This is a genomic window from Variovorax sp. M-6 (assembly GCF_052114385.1).
Classification (GTDB): domain Bacteria; phylum Pseudomonadota; class Gammaproteobacteria; order Burkholderiales; family Burkholderiaceae_C; genus Variovorax.
In genome coordinates this window covers 90326-105230 of the sequence record NZ_JBFREQ010000023.1, presented here as the reverse complement: position 1 = coordinate 105230, position 14905 = coordinate 90326, and the positions used below count along the sequence as shown (strand labels likewise).

Genomic DNA, 14905 nt, shown 5'->3' with positions numbered 1-14905 from the left:
GGGGATCGGCCATGGCGGTGAATTCTATTGAATATTGTTCAGTTGTTTTTCACTTTCAGAATGAGCCAATTTCATTCTCCTGTCATCTGCGGCTCCTAAAGTCACTCGCATCCGAGGGCTGCACCCGCACGCCACATCGCTGACCCAACGAAGGAACCGATCATGAAAAAGCTCCTGGCCATCGCGGCCGCCGTCCTCTCGCTGTCCGCGGCGCTGCCGCTGGCAGCCCATGCGCAATCGGTGGGCGATGGCTCGCGCGAGCGGCCGCTTCGCGTGCTGCTGATTCCGGCCGACGGCGGCACCGAGTCGGGCACCAAGGCCGACTACGCGCCGGTGTTCAACGCCATCACGCGCAGCACCGGCCTGAACTTCGACCTCAAGGTCGGGCAGTCGTACGGCGCGGTGGTCGAAGGCATGTGCAACCAACTGGCCGACATCGCCTTCTTCGGCCCCGTGTCCTATGTGCAGGCGCACAAGCGCGGCTGCGCCCAGTTGCTGGCCGTGGGTGTCGAGAAGGGCGCCTCGGTGTACTACGCCGGCATGTTCGCCAAGGCCGCCGCGCCCATCGCGTCGGTCAAGGATCTCAAGGGCAAGCGCGTGGCCTTCGGCGACGTCAACTCGGCCTCGAGCTTCACCTTCCAGGTCGCGATGCTGCTGGACGCCGGCATCGACCCGGCCAAGGACCTCGGCGCCATCCGCATGACCGGCAGCCACGCGAGCAGCCTGGCCGCGCTGGTTCAGGACCAGGTCGACGTGGCCTCGCTGTCCTTCGATTCCTACGAGAAGGCCGTGAAGCAGGGCGTGGTCGACCCCAAGACGGTGAAGGTGGTGGCGCGCAGCATGGCCATTCCGTACCCGCCGCTGGCGCTGAACTCGAAGCTGCCCGAGCCGCTGAAGGCGAAGCTGAAAGACGCGTTTGGCACGGTGAACAAGGCGCCCGGCGTCACGCCCGACATGATTCGCGGCTACGGCGGCGGCAAGATCGACGGCTACGACACCAAGTTCTCGGAAGACGAGTTCAACGTGGCGGCCGAGAAGCTCGGCCTGCTGACCGACGAGCTCAAGGGCCGCATCCTGGCCAAGGCCGCCGAGCGTTGAGCGTCGCCATGCTGAATTTCGCATCGGTCGCCATGCACTACGCGGACGGCACGCGCGCCCTGGACGGCGTGTCGCTGCGGGTGCCGGCAGGGCAGTTCTGCGTGGTGCTGGGCGCCTCGGGCGCGGGCAAGTCGACGCTGCTGCGCATGGCCAACGGGCTGGTCAAGCCCACGCAGGGTACGGTGCAGGTCGAGGGCGTCCAGATTGCCGCGAATTCGCTGGCCCGCATCCGCCCGCGCATCGGCATGATCCACCAGCAGTTCAACCTGGTGCTGCGCTCCACCGTGGCGGACAACGTGCTGGCCGGCGCGTTGCCCGCGCTGGCGACGTGGCGCGCGCTGCTCGGCCTGTTCTCCGACGCGCAGCGCGCCAAGGCCTGCGCGCTGATCGAATCGGTCGGCCTGCAGGAGGCGCACCTGCTGCGCCGCGTGAGCGAGCTTTCGGGCGGACAGCAGCAGCGCGTGGGCATCGCGCGCGCCTTCATGCTCGATCCGCCGCTGGTGCTGGCCGACGAGCCGGTGGCCAGCCTCGATCCGCAGACCAGCCACGACGTGCTGTCGCTGCTGCGCACGCAGGCGCGCGAGCGCGCCACCACGGTGCTGTGCAGCCTGCACCAGATCGAGCTGGCCTGCGAGTTCGCCGACCGCATCGTCGCGCTGCGCCACGGCGCGGTGGTGTTCGACGGCGCGCCCGCGGCCTTCGATCCGAAGGTGTTCGATGCGATCTACGGGCGTGCCCCGGTGGCCGTGCGACCGGCGCCTGAAGCACGGCTGCCGCTGCACGTCGGCGCGCTGGAGCTCGTGCCATGAGCCGGCCCGCATCCGCCTGGGAACTGCCGCGCCCCTTCGGCGCCCGCACCCTCGCCCTTCTGTTGCTCGTGGTTGTCGTCGGCTGTTTTGCCGGCCAGCGCGTGGAGATGGGCCGCATGCTCTCGCTCACCGGCGAGGGTGTGCTGGCCGCCGTCGGGCTGCGTGACCAGTCGCAGGTGCTATCGGGTCTGGGCACCATCGCGCGCTCGCTGTTTCCGCCGCAGATCTCCGAGCGCACCGAGGTGGCGCGCATCGAAGGCTTCGACCGCGACCGACTGCCCTGGTTCTCCCATGTCGAGACGGTCGAGACGCGTGAGCCAAAGCTCAACCCGCAGACGCTCGCGATGGAAGAGGTGGTCGACCAGCGCGAAGTCCTGGTGGAGCCGCTGGGCTACCTGTGGCATGTGGCCGTGAAGATGCTCGAGACCTTCGAGATCGCCATCTGGGCCACGCTGCTGGCGATCGTGCTGAGCGCGCCGCTGGCCTGGTGCAGCGCGAAGAACTACACGCCGAACCGCGCCGTGTACACGCTGGCGCGCACCGTGGTCGGCATGTTCCGCGCGCTGCCCGAGCTGGTGAGCGCGCTGTTCCTCGTGCTGGCCTATGGCTTCGGCCCGATCGCCGGGGTGCTCGCGCTGGCGCTGCATTCGGCGGGTTTTCTCGGCAAGTTCTACGCGGAAGACATCGAAACCGCCGACGACAAGCCGCAGGAGGCGCTGCGCGCCATCGGCGCGAACAAGTTGAAGGTGATGCGCTTCGCGGTGCTGCCGCAGGTGATGCCGCAGTTCATTGCCTACACGCTGTACATCCTCGACCGCAACGTGCGCATGGCCACCGTGGTGGGCTTGGTGGGCGCGGGCGGCATCGGCCAGGAACTGAAGGGTCGATACGACATGTACAACTACGCGCACGTCGGCACGATCCTGATCGCGATCCTGCTCACCGTGCTGGTGCTCGACCGCCTCGCAGCGCACCTGCGCGGCCGCTTCGCCTGAGGCGGGATCGACCGCCCCGGACCTCTGCCCCCTCCCCTGGACATCTCTCAACCAAGGAATTCCGCAATGAAACCTGTCTTCTTGACCCGTGGCCTCTGCGCCGCCGCTCTTCTGCTCAGCCTCGCCGCGTGCGGCGGCGGTGGCTCGGGCACCGATGCCGGTGCAATGGGCGTGACGAAGGCCGACACCCCGGCGCCGACCGCACACAAGCCCGATGGCTCTCCGGTCGCTCCGTCGACGGCCGATACATCAGCAGACACGGCCTCTTCGCCATCCCTGAGCTGGGCCCCCTGACCTTTCGCCTCCCCCCTCGTCCTTCTCTTTTTTTTCGAGTTGCCATCATGACCATGAACAATTCCCAACGACGCGACTTCCTTCGCAAATCTGCCGGCTCTCTGGGCGCCGCGACCGCTCTCACGATGCTGCCGCCCTCCATCCGCCGCGCGCTGGCTGTCGAAGCGCACGTCAAGACCCGCACCATCGAGGACGTCCAGCACATCGTCATCCTGATGCAGGAGAACCGCAGCTTCGACCACTACTTCGGCACCATGAAGGGTGTGCGGGGCTTCGGCGACCGCTTCCCGATTCCGCTGGCGAGCGGCAAGTCGGTGTACTTCCAACCCAACCCCACCGGCGGCGCGGAGATCCCGCCCTTTCGCCGCGATTCCACGATCGGCAGGGCGCTGATCGGATCTGGCACGCCGCATAATTTTCCCGATCAGCAGGCGGCGTGGAACCAGGGGAAGATGGATCGCTGGATCCAGTTCAAGAACCAGGCGACGATGGGCTACTTCCTGCGCGAGGACATTCCGTTCCAGTTCGCGCTGGCCGATGCCTTCACGATCTGCGATGGCTATCACTGTTCCATCCTCACCGGCACCGACCCGAACCGCATCGTGTTCTGGTCGGGCTCCAACTACAACCCGGAACTGCGCAAGAAGGGCATCAACAGCACGGACGCTGATTCAGAGCCCGTCAACTCGCGCTGCTGGCCCAGCCCGTCCAACTGGGTCGCGGGCAGGGCGCAGCAAGCAGACGGGTCGGGTCAGGTCGACCCCGGAACGGGTGCCTACAACTACAAGTACAAGAACACCGCCTTCAAATGGGACACGTTGCCGGATGTCCTGCAACAGGCGGGCATCAGCTGGCACATCTACCAGAACATGAACAACAACTGGACGGGCGCCATGCACGGGGGCCTGGCTTTCCAGAGTTTCCGCACTGCGCAGCCGGGGTCGCCGCTCTATGAGCACGGCCTGACGGGCGGCCCCGCGTCGGCTGACGGCGCGGTCAATTTCCTTGCCCAGCTCAAGCAGGACGTGATCAACGACCGCCTGCCGCAGGTCTCGTGGGTGCTGCCCACGCAGGCCCTGGCCGAGCATCCTGGCAGCAGTGAAGGCACGGCCGGCGCCGCCAACTTCATCTCGGACGTGCTGGAGGCGCTGACGTCCAACCCGAAAGTCTGGAGCAAGACGGTCCTTTTCGTGACCTTCGACGAGAACGACGGCTTCTTCGACCATCTGCCGATGCCAGCGGTGCCGTCGTATGACGTCAATGGCAACCTGATGGGCAAGTCCACCGTGTCGCTGGACGGCGAGTATTTCGATGCCTCCGTGGGCAACTACCTGAACGTCAACGACACCACCAGCGGCAAGCTTCGCCCGTGGGGCCTGAGTTCGCGCGTGCCGATGTACGTGGTGTCACCGTGGAGCAAGGGCGGCTGGGTCGATTCGCAGGTGTTCGACCACACCTCCGTGGGCAGATTCCTCGAGAAGCGCTTCGGCATCACGGTGGACGCCATCAGCCCGTGGCACCGCGCAGTCTGCGGCGACCTCACCTCCTGCTTCGACTTCGTCAACCCGAACGACCCGGTCTTCCCCAGGCTGCCCGACACGAGCAACTTCGCCGCGATCAATGCGGCGCAGAGGCTTCTGCCCACGGCCCCCATCACCACTGCGCCCGCCACGCCGCAGCCGCTGTTCCAGGAGACCGGCGTGCGCCTGTCGCGTGCACTCCCCTACGAGTTGCACACCAGCGCACGGGTGGAGTCGCGCGGCATGTTGTCGCTGGTGTTCGCCAACAGCGGCAAGCAGGGCGCCGTCTTCCACGTCTACGACAAGCTGCACCTGGACCGCATTCCGCGCCGCTACACCGTAGAGGCCGGCAAGACGCTGAGCGACACCTGGAACACGGGCCTCTCCGACAGCGGCAAGTACGAGCTCTGGGTCTACGGGCCCAACGGCTTCGTGCGCAGCTTCAAGGGCGACGCGCTGTTCCACGACACCGCGTCGTTCCAGCCCGAGATCCAGGTCGGCTACCAAGCCCACAGTGGCGACCTCCATCTGAGGGTGCGCAACAGCGGCAAGGAAACCGGCAGCGTGACGATCACGTCCAATGCTTATCGCGACGATGGTCCGTGGACGATGAAAAAGATCAAACCCGGCGAGACCGAGAAGCAGCACTGGAACCTCAAGAAGAGCGGCGACTGGTATGACTTCACGGTCACGTCGGACAACTTCGAGCGCCGCTTCGCCGGCCGTGTCGAAACCGGCAAGCCGGGCGTCAGCGATCCCGCCATGGCGCTCCATCTGCAAGGCTGAAGCCAGGGGTGCCCCGCGCCCTTGTCGCACAGGCTCACCGGGTCATCGAACAGAGCGTCCCGGTGTAGCTCATGCCGACGCCGCGGATTCGGCCCCACTTGCTGTCTGGCAGAGGGAGCGTGTTGCACTTGTGACGGCTCTGGTGAAAATTTCTCGCGGGCCGATCGACCTCGTGCGCACGTTGCCGGCTGTCAGGCCGAAAGCACGGCGTTCCAAATTGCAGGCGCGGCTTGGCCTGCCATGCGCAGCCTGCCCAGATTGAGCTGGCCTTTGCGGAAGCGATGCTGCTCTGAGCAGGCAGTTCGCGCACCGCGCGATGCGAAGCGGCGTAGCCGCCCAGCGTGATACTCACCGGAGGTCGCCCCTGTGTCTGCGGCGCCTTGCGAAAGAATGCCTTGGCCGCCTTCACATCGCGGCTGGCGCTCAGGCGGAAGTCGACGGTCTGACCTTCTCTATCGACGGCCCGGTAGATGTAGCTCCATTTGCCGCGAATTTGCTGGGCGTCGGTCGGACTGGTCGTCTTGGCCGGTGCAGTGTTCGATGCTGTGGACACTGCAGAGCATGCCTGGAACTCGCCGATTAGCGCCAGCAGACCGACAGCGTTGGGCTTGCCAGTACCCCGTCGATTCCAACGCGTCTCCAACCTTGAATCTGGATGCGTCCGAGGCATCCGGCCTACCACTGACTGGTAGGCCTGTCCTCCTCATTCTTAGTGATATGACCATGTAGAGCATTTCTCTTGCAATGCATAGGATGTGGCCTTCCAACAAGCCTGGAGAGAAGTGATGAATCGCCTCGTGTCAATGACCACAGTCGCTTCCATCCTCACTATCGGATGTGCGAGCGGGCCGTCAACTGCGCCTTTGCCAGCTGACCTGGCAATCGTTGCCCCAGACTCGGCGGTGCCTGCTGACGTTCGAGCTCTTTCAGGCAAGTGGTCTGGGAAATGGCGGGGGCTTGCGGGGGGACAGCAGCAGGAAACATTGCTAGTCGTCGAGCGGATTGGCGGCAAGGAAGCCACAGTCGTGTACTCGCAAGGCGACCACAGTCGCTTCAGGTCGCTTTACCACCGCGCGACGGCGAAAGTGGAACCCGGCATGCTGACGTTCTCGATTGCACTGAGGGACGGCCCGGCTGTTTACACCTACCGCCTCCAACCGGACGGTTCTCTGGACGCCAAAATGGAGTACCGTGGGTTCAACGCCGTCTCGACATTGAAGCGGGCGACGTAGGTATTCATGGCCGATAGCGGCGTGAATGAGCATATGAGCATGCTCCGTTCAGGCACTGATGACAAGCGCGATCATTGCCAACGACACACTTCTCACAGCAGCTCCGCGTAGGCCTCGCGGTCGACGGCATAGCAGCCGCACGCCATCGACTCGAGTCCGCTGCGGTCAAGCACCGTCAGATCACCGCGGTGGTATTCGATCAGCCCGCTGCGCTGCAAGGCACTGGCGGCCGTCGTGATGCCGACCCGGCGCACACCGAGCATGAGGGCAAGAAACTCGTGCGTCACGCGGAAGCTGTCGGAGTGCGCACGGTCCTGGCTCATGAGTAGCCACCGCGCCAGGCGCGGACCGATCAGATGAAAGCGCAGGCACGCGGCCGAAGCGGCCAGTTGGGACATCAGGACATAGATGTAGCGGTTCAGGCTTTGCCGCAGCGCCGAACTGCGCGCAAGTTCGAGCCGGAAGTCAGCGGTGGCCATGCGCCATGCGGCTCCGGGGCCTTGCACCAGCGCGTGCAAGGGCGCAGTGACCACGTCCAGGGCCAGGTGTGCGCCCAGCATCCCTTCACGGCCCACCATGCCCACCTCGAGCCCCGGATGGCTGGCAGTCCGCGCCACCAGCGAGATGAAGCCTTCGATCGGGAAGTAGACATGCCGGGTCGGCTCGCCGGGCTCGCAGAGGACTTCGGCCAGCACCAGCTGGATCGGCTCGCAGAGTGCCAGCAGGCGCAGGCGATCATCACGCGGAAGCAGTTCGATGAGGTGGTTCTCGACGGTGGCCATTGGGATCTCCAATATTGCCGCCACCCTGGGGGACGGAAGATCGGGATGACCGCATTGCGGTTGCACGCAGGTGTTCGCGCTTTTCTAAAGTGCTTGCGAGGAGCATAGGCGACTGATATCGCCTTGTATGTGCGCCAGCGGACAGACGGCGGCCCTGGCCTGACTAGGATTGCGGACAGGGACTTTGTGACCATGTCCGAAATCATCGGACGTCGGCGCGCCGTTCTGCCGTGGACCTTGTGATGCAACTTAGCCTGCTCGATCTGCCCTGGTGGGGTCTTGTGCTGGTCACGCTGGGCTTGACCCACGTCACCATCGCCGCGGTCACCATCTTTCTTCATCGACATCAGGCCCATCGGGCACTGGAACTGCATCCCATCGCGAGCCACTGCTTCCGTTTCTGGCTGTGGCTCACCACCGGGATGGTGACGAGGGAGTGGGCGGCGATTCATCGCAAGCACCACGCCCACTGCGAAACGTCCAAAGACCCCCACAGCCCGCAGATCCATGGCATCAGGAAGGTGCTGTTCGAGGGCACCGAGCTCTATCGGCTGGAATCCAGGAACGCCGAAACGCTCGAAAGGTACGGCCGTGGTACCCCCGACGACTGGATTGAGCGCAACCTGTACGCGAGACACACCCGGCTCGGGATTGGCGTCATGCTGGTGATCGACGTCACCCTGTTCGGCCCGATCGGGCTCAGCATGTGGGCGGTGCAGATGCTTTGGATTCCGTTTTTCGCCGCCGGTGTCATCAACGGCGTCGGTCACTACTGGGGGTATCGCAATTTCGCGCCGAATGACAGCTCCAGCAATGTCGTGCCGTGGGGCATCCTGATCGGCGGCGAAGAACTTCACAACAACCACCATGCCTATGTCACCTCCGCCAGGCTGGCCAGCAAGTGGTGGGAGTTCGACATCGGCTGGATGTACATCCGCATTCTTGAAATGATCCACCTGGCCAAGGTGCGCAATGTGGCACCCAGGATTCGCTACAACGCATCCAAGACTCGTTGCGATGCGGGGACCCTGCAGGCCGTCATCACCCACCGGTACGAGGTGCTGGCCAAGTTCGCCAGATTCCTGCGCGCGACAGCCGTGGAGGAACTCCTCAGCCTGCGTTTCAACACGACCCCGAGCTCGGCCGACGCCAGAGCGCTGGATCCGGTCAAGTACTTGCTGCAAAGGGACGCGAAGGGATTGCCGGAAAAGGAACGTGCCGTCCTGGACCAGGCGCTGCATTCCAGCACGGTGCTGAGCACCATCTACTCGATGCGGCAAGAACTCATTGGCCTGTGGGGTCGATCCCCCGCCTCGAAGGAGCAGTTGGTGAAGCAGTTGGAGGACTGGTGCCGGCGCGCTGAGCAAAGCGGCGTCGGCGCACTGCGCGAATTTGCTCGAACGCTGCGCCGCTATGACTCACCGACGGGAGAAATGAGCGAATCTGCTTGCCTTCGTGGGCGTATCCCTGCGCTGCCTCAAGCGCGTCGCGCCTAGCTTGTTTCGCTTCTTCGGCAAGCTTATCCGTGGTTTTCCGGCGCATTCGTTTTCATCGGGCGAGGAAAGTAGCTAGCGGAGGTGTCCGGCGCGTGGGTTCGCATTTCCGATGCGGCCCTTCCTCTTTCCGTTACGCACATTACCGTGGCTTGCCCTGAGTACGTGATGCGCCCATGATGATGGATGACGGGAGGGATATCTGCCTCTATCAGCTTGGCAGCGCGTAGCACCTCGCATTTCTTTATCTCGTTGGCGTCATCGATGGTCTTTGGAAGTTGAGTGCAACAGAGCCGCATTAGTAGTTGCATGGGCATCGCTGATCTCCTTGGCTAAAACGGGTTCTAAAAAGGTTTGCGCCACCGGCGCAGGCTGACCTTGCGTCGACGGCGCCGGTCGAACCCGGTCGCGACAATCGTCAATGGAAAAAGAAGTAGGCGATGACCAAAACGAACACTGGAATACCGAGAACCCAGCCGATTACGTACTTGCCCATGATGATCTCCTGTTGACTGTACGTTGAAACATTAGGCCGGGTGCGCTTGCCCTTCGCTAGGACTACGACTCCGACAGGCGTAGGACACGTGCACTCTGCGTTGCACGCGCACCAGGCGGCGACGCGTGTGCTGTCGCCCGATAGCGGTGGGAAGCCCCCCGATGCAGATCTCAAGGCGAGGTGACGTATGCCCACACGGAAGCCATTGCCGATGCACGAGATCAACAAGTTCTGGGACTGTCGCGTCTGATCTCCAGCGCAGTGGACATCGAGTACCGAAGAACTCTTTGAGATCGCTGGACTCATCGAAGAGCGCGTCCATGGCGTGTTGATGCAAGCGCGTTCACCCAGAATGTCCTGCCTTTTTCCCGAGTAGAAGGAGTCTTCACGTTCTCGTGGTCGATCCTTCGCTCCCTGGTGCGCCAGTTTCGTCGAGCACTGGTCTCCTGCCATTGGTGAAGTCGCGCCGTGGCCACCCACACGACGGCGCCGTGCAGGGCGGGCGGAAGAGAGAGCGGCCGTTCAGGTAGGCGCGCGCAAGGGCTTCGGCAGCACGCTCGGACGGGTGATGCAACTGGCCATGGTTCCTCCCTGCGTTGAGGGCCGGAATCGACACCGTCGCACCGAAGATCCGCCTGCGGCGTGTGGGGCCGCATACAGGCGGCCACGAAAGACCATGGCTCGGTTGGTGCGATGGCGCACCGTGCCTTTTCGCAACAAAATGACGTGTGTTTCGAAGGCTGGCTCATGTCATCGACCGCTACGTCGCCGAGTTCTGCTGCGGCGCACAACGACCTCTTGGAGATGATGCCCACAGAGGTGCGGGCAAGTTTGACGCCGTTTCTCGAACTCGTCACGCTCATGCTGGGCGATGTACTGTACGAATCGGGCGCGGCCCAGCACCACGTGTACTTCCCGACCGATTCCATCGTCTCGCTGTTGTATGTGCTAGAGAACGGGCAGTCCGCCGAGATCGCGGTGGTGGGCTTCGAGGGCATGGTTGGCGTGTCGCTGCTCATGGGGGGTGGCAGTACGCCGAATCGCGCCGTCGTGCAAAGCGCAGGCCATGCGTTTCGCCTGAGCGCGGGCCACATCAAACAGTTGGTCGAGAACGGGGGCCCCTTGCTCCATCTTTTGCTGCGCTACACGCAGGCGCTTATCACGCAAATGTCGCAGACGGCGGTCTGCAACCGCCACCATTCGCTGGAGCAGCAGTTGTGTCGCTGGCTCTTGTTGAGTCTCGACAGGCTGCCGGGCAATGAGCTGACGATGACACAGGAACTCATTGCCAACATGCTCGGCGTGCGGCGAGAAGGCGTGACCGAGGCGGCCGGCAAGCTGCAGAAGCTGAACCTCATCAAATACTCCCGCGGGCACATCACTGTGGTGGACCGCCCGGGCCTCGAACGGCACGTGTGCGAATGCTACGCGGTGGTGAAGCGTGAGACCGATCGCCTGTTGCCGCACGAGATCGCGGTCTGATTGATCGGCCAAATGCGATTGGGTGTTCGCGATGCCAGGCGCCCCCTGGGTTTGGCCTGGCAAGTGGGACGGGAATCAGGCTGGAAGCTAGCGGTCGCGGACGCGGTCTCGTCTGACAGATTCGTTCTTCGGAGCGTGTCAAATATCTCCTCGGGCTGCCGCCGCCTCTTGTAGGGAGTTGCCTGTGTGGCCAATCCTCCATTGGCGGCAGCCCGCCAGGTATCCACGCCGGGCCGCTTGGTTCCGGCCGTTCGTTGCGCTGCCTCCTCCTCCACGCGCAACGAAATCTTGGCCCAGCGTGCGCAAACGCGCTGGGCCTTCTTTTGAGTGCAGCGGTCCCAGGGCGTCAGGACACGCTGGGCCAAGGCTTCGCCCTACAGCAGCCGCTTCAAGCGGACGACATTGGGCGTCGATTGCAATCGGGAGCATGAGGTTCACGACCCTGGGATGCAGTCCGTCTTCCCAGATTTACCTTCCGCCTCCCTTTTCAAGGGCAACTTCAAGGAGTCCACCATGGACAAGAATAGTTTGAACCTGGAAGAATCGAATCGCGATCCCATCAGCGGCACTCCTGGTGCACATCCGGTGGGGACCGGGCTGGGCGCCGCCGGCGGCGCTGTCGCAGGCGCTGCTGCCGGTGCGATGGCAGGACCCGTGGGGGCGGCGGTTGGCTTGGTCGCCGGCGCCGTGGCGGGCGGGCTCGGTGGCAAAGCGGTTGCGGAAAGGGTGAATCCGACGGCCGAGGACGCCTACTGGCGCAAGACCTACGAGCGCGAGTCATATTTCGAGCCGGGGCGGAGTTACGACGACTATCGCCCGGCGTACGAATTGGGGTGGTCCAGCCGGGCCACCCGCGAGGCGGATTTCAATTCAGTCGAGCCCGCGCTGGCCTCGGAGTGGGAGACACGCCGCGGCAACTCGAGCCTTGATTGGATGCAGGCTCGCAACGCAACACGTGCGGCCTGGGACCACGCTGACCAGACCTACTACGGTGTCGAGAGCGCGCCAGCCAACGTTGAAGCGGTCTCCGGCGAAGCTATGTCCAACGATGAAGTGGTCGATGTCTTGAACGACTTGCTCGAAACGTCGCGAGATGGAGAGTATGGCTTTCGCGACTGTGCCGAAAAAGTTGAGGCCTCCGCTGTCAAGCAGGTGTTCAACAGTCGGGCTGTGGACTGCCGCCGGGCCGCCGACGAATTGGTGCAACTGATTTCACGCTACGGCGGAACGCCCGTCAAGGGCGGCACAACCAGCGCGACGATGCACCGCGGATGGGTCAGCATCAAAGCGGCCATCGGCGTCAACAGCGAGCTGTCGATGCTCGAGGAATGCGAACGTGGCGAAGACACTGCCTTGGCACACTATCGCAAAGCGCTCAAGAAAAACTTGCCAGCAGATGTTCGCAGCTTGATCGAACGTCAGTCGCAAGGCGCGCAGCGCAATCACGATCAGATCCGCGATCTGCGCAACTCGGCCCGCGAGCGGGCCTGAAGTTTCCGTCTTCTGTCAGAGCCGCACTAGAGCGGCTCTTTTTGGTTCACCCAGGCCAGCAAACCAGCGCGGGTTGGCAACTCCGAGAGCGCCGCATCCGGATCTTCTACAAAAAACTTGAGAAGCGCTCGATTGGCGACGCGTCGGCCTGGTCTACTCGAGCAGGTCCGCGTAGCTTTTGCGGTCAGTCGCGCTGTTGCAATGTGGATTCACCGCGCCGCCGGGTTCCACGACATCTTGACGGCAATCCGGCCCCTTGTCAGAAGAAGTCCTACGCAGGGACAGATTGCGTGCCTACGGATTCATCACGAGTGTTTGCCTAGTTTGAGTTCCGGAGCGTCTTTGCTCCGAATACTCACGAGGTAATCACATGGCCAACCAACCAGGACAGAACACGCCGAATCAACCGGGTAATCAGCCAAGCAGCCCAGGGCAGCAACAGCAAACCAACCCCGGAAAGCAACAGCCCGGCCAAGGCAATCCGAGCACTCCACAGCAGCCTGGCCAAAAGCCGTGACGCTGCGTTTCCGCCCAGTCGGGCCAACATCAGACGGATGATCTGTGGCGCGACGAGCGCGCGCGAGAGGCAGCGCGGGCGCGGGCGCCATGGAGTGACTCATGGACAGCAGGCGCGAGGTCGCCATTTCATCGGGGGTCATCTTTTTCGCAGGTACTCGCGCACCTTCTCCGCTGAGTAGCCCACCGCAGCAACCGCCGCCCGGAGTTGCGTTTCGCTGATGCCGAAAGCTTCGGCCCAGCCTCGGGCCTCGTGCGGCCCGCATAGAGAGATCAGTTTCCGGTCCAAGCCGGACTTCCTTGGGTAGCCTGACATGTCAGCCTCCTTGTGTGAAGGGTTCCCTCCATTTCGACGACGCGAACCGGACCCTCGCGACGGCAGAGGCAAAGCGGCTCCAGTTAGAACAAATCCGATTCAGAGATTGCGATGCCGACTGAGGCAGTACTCGAAGAATTCCTCGAGTTCAGTGGACTTGTCGAACACGCGGTCCGCACCTGCATCCTTGAAAGCGATGCGTGTAGCTTCCGTCGCATAGTTGGTGAGCCCGACCACGCGCTGGTCGTCTTTCCGTCCGTTGCACCACTGGACAACGCCGAGGCCGGTGCCTTGCTTCAGGAAGAAATCGACTACAGCGAGGTCCCATTGCCCCTTGTGCTTTGCCAGCCAGTCGATGGCTTCGTCTTCAGATTCTGCCGTAGCCATGACGCTCGCCGAGCCAAGATCCGCGAGGGCAGGGATCAAATTCTCGCGAACCTCCCGGTTGTCCTCAACGAGGAAAACGGAGATGGACATGTCAGATTCCGATTGCATGGTTTCAGCCTAGCGGGCAGAGGAAAAAGGCCAGTGAGCGCCCAGGCTGCTTCGAAGTAGGAGGGGAGCGACGGTTACGCGAGCTCGAACAGGCCCTTCTTCAAGGATCGCTACGAACACGCGGCGCAGACGGTCCTCGACGCGGGGTGCGCCGACGCGGCTGGCGGCAACGCTCGATTCGACGCTCAGGGCGCTCCGGCGCGGTTCACGACACGGTCACCGCAGTCAGATGATCCGCTGGCGCGCGACGAGCTAGTGGGGCGAGTAGGCGGCCCGGCTATCGATAGGAGAAGTTGAGCCTTCAGCTAGGCGACTGGGATTTCCCAAACGTCGGGATAGTGATCGGGTGATCCTTTTCATAGAAGCAGTTGATCGCGCCCACGATCTCGCCTCGTGTACCTCGAAGCGGCCGTATGTTGACGATCACCGTCACTCGAGAACCATCGGCGCTCTCGATCACTACCGGGGCGTCGGTTACCGATGCGACTGCACCGCTCACCACTTGTGCCATCGGGCATTCGGCGTGCGGCAGCGGCGTGCCATCAAGGAGAAACATCTGATGGGAACCGCAGAATTTCTCGTCGGTGTCACCTAGCACCGGTTCTCTGCCCCATAGCCTTGCCGCGAGGTCATTGAACTTGACGATGACTCCGTCAGCGTCAATCAAGTATGTCGCGATCGGGCAAAGGTCGAACAGAACGCGAAATTCTTCAGCGCTCCGGTAGATCTCGTCTATGTTGCTCGAGCCCTGAAACTTGATAGGAGCGGGAGAGATCCTGACTCCGGGTGCCTTGGCGTCATTCATGGTCAGCCTCCTCTGTAAACATGGGCGTGGTAGCTGGGGGGCATCGTCGAGATCTGCGTCGACCACGACATTCGTGCGCCATTCGAATGATGCAAGGAGAGGGGCTGCCTCACCATCATCCTCGGCTTGTCGACGATACTCCAAGGAAAAACCCTATTGCAATAGTCCGCGGGCCCGAAATGGCGCAGGCGCTATCGCGTCCGACAGCCGGGGATAGCACTGTCCTACGTGACACGCACTTCCAAGCCCGCGCGACCCCTACGCTCACCGCCGGCGGGGATGGAATGAGTAGTAC

The 14905-nt window shown here is 63.2% G+C and carries 13 protein-coding genes and 1 pseudogene; 9 read left to right on the top strand and 5 right to left on the bottom strand.

Annotated features, from left to right (window positions below):
- The first annotated feature begins 162 nt into the window (after window positions 1-162).
- The 5 genes from AB4Z46_RS23570 to AB4Z46_RS23550 all read left to right on the top strand — a co-directional run bounded on the left by AB4Z46_RS23570 (window position 163) and on the right by AB4Z46_RS23550 (window position 5502).
- Window positions 163-1098 (top strand): phosphate/phosphite/phosphonate ABC transporter substrate-binding protein, encoded by a 936-nt coding sequence (locus AB4Z46_RS23570; protein WP_442285967.1) that lies wholly within the window; start codon window positions 163-165, stop codon window positions 1096-1098.
- Between the two features lie 8 nt (window positions 1099-1106).
- Window positions 1107-1907 carry a phosphonate ABC transporter ATP-binding protein gene (gene phnC / locus AB4Z46_RS23565; protein ID WP_442285966.1) on the top strand — a complete coding sequence of 267 codons (801 nt, stop codon included), beginning with the start codon at window positions 1107-1109 and terminating at the stop codon, window positions 1905-1907.
- Entirely contained in the window at window positions 1904-2902 is a 999-nt protein-coding gene (gene phnE / locus AB4Z46_RS23560) for a phosphonate ABC transporter, permease protein PhnE (protein ID WP_442285965.1), read from the top strand. Before phnC ends, phnE begins: the two co-directional genes overlap by 4 nt.
- A gap of 66 nt (window positions 2903-2968) precedes the next feature.
- Window positions 2969-3196, top strand: coding sequence for a hypothetical protein (locus tag AB4Z46_RS23555; RefSeq protein WP_442285964.1), 228 nt, complete (start codon window positions 2969-2971; stop codon window positions 3194-3196).
- Between the two features lie 53 nt (window positions 3197-3249).
- Entirely contained in the window at window positions 3250-5502 is a 2253-nt protein-coding gene (locus AB4Z46_RS23550; RefSeq protein WP_442285963.1) for a phosphocholine-specific phospholipase C, read from the top strand.
- Between the two features lie 191 nt (window positions 5503-5693).
- Here the strand turns inward: AB4Z46_RS23550 and AB4Z46_RS23545 are convergent.
- A pseudogene (locus AB4Z46_RS23545) lies at window positions 5694-5989 on the bottom strand (DDE-type integrase/transposase/recombinase); the annotation flags it as partial.
- A gap of 298 nt (window positions 5990-6287) precedes the next feature.
- Between AB4Z46_RS23545 and AB4Z46_RS23540 the strand changes: the two are divergent.
- Window positions 6288-6734 (top strand): hypothetical protein, encoded by a 447-nt coding sequence (locus AB4Z46_RS23540; protein ID WP_442285962.1) that lies wholly within the window; start codon window positions 6288-6290, stop codon window positions 6732-6734.
- Window positions 6735-6826: 92 nt separating this feature from the next.
- Here AB4Z46_RS23540 and AB4Z46_RS23535 read toward each other — a convergent pair whose 3' ends face one another.
- On the bottom strand, window positions 6827-7516 hold the full coding sequence (locus AB4Z46_RS23535) for a Crp/Fnr family transcriptional regulator (RefSeq protein ID WP_442285961.1): 690 nt from the start codon (window positions 7514-7516) through the stop codon (window positions 6827-6829).
- A 242-nt stretch (window positions 7517-7758) separates the two neighbouring features.
- On the opposite strand from AB4Z46_RS23535, the gene AB4Z46_RS23530 reads away from it, so the two are divergent.
- The 3 genes from AB4Z46_RS23530 to AB4Z46_RS23520 all read left to right on the top strand — a co-directional run bounded on the left by AB4Z46_RS23530 (window position 7759) and on the right by AB4Z46_RS23520 (window position 12478).
- Window positions 7759-9012, top strand: a complete 1254-nt coding sequence (locus AB4Z46_RS23530) for a DesA family fatty acid desaturase (RefSeq protein ID WP_442285960.1) — start codon at window positions 7759-7761, stop codon at window positions 9010-9012.
- Window positions 9013-10252: 1240 nt separating this feature from the next.
- Window positions 10253-10987, top strand: a complete 735-nt coding sequence (locus tag AB4Z46_RS23525) for a Crp/Fnr family transcriptional regulator (RefSeq protein ID WP_442285959.1) — start codon at window positions 10253-10255, stop codon at window positions 10985-10987.
- A gap of 513 nt (window positions 10988-11500) precedes the next feature.
- Complete coding sequence (locus tag AB4Z46_RS23520; RefSeq protein ID WP_442285958.1) at window positions 11501-12478, top strand: ferritin-like domain-containing protein; 978 nt, start codon at window positions 11501-11503, stop codon at window positions 12476-12478.
- Between the two features lie 655 nt (window positions 12479-13133).
- Here the strand turns inward: AB4Z46_RS23520 and AB4Z46_RS23515 are convergent.
- The 3 genes from AB4Z46_RS23515 to AB4Z46_RS23505 all read right to left on the bottom strand — a co-directional run bounded on the left by AB4Z46_RS23515 (window position 13134) and on the right by AB4Z46_RS23505 (window position 14610).
- A complete protein-coding gene (locus AB4Z46_RS23515) occupies window positions 13134-13310 on the bottom strand; it encodes a DUF3606 domain-containing protein (protein WP_442285957.1) in 177 nt (58 codons plus the stop codon).
- Between the two features lie 99 nt (window positions 13311-13409).
- The gene (locus AB4Z46_RS23510) at window positions 13410-13787 is read right to left on the bottom strand and encodes a response regulator (RefSeq protein ID WP_442285956.1); all 378 of its coding nucleotides are present in this window, start codon (window positions 13785-13787) and stop codon (window positions 13410-13412) included.
- 319 nt (window positions 13788-14106) lie between these two features.
- The gene (locus AB4Z46_RS23505) at window positions 14107-14610 is read right to left on the bottom strand and encodes a PAS domain S-box protein (protein ID WP_442285955.1); all 504 of its coding nucleotides are present in this window, start codon (window positions 14608-14610) and stop codon (window positions 14107-14109) included.
- Window positions 14611-14905: the final 295 nt, after the last annotated feature.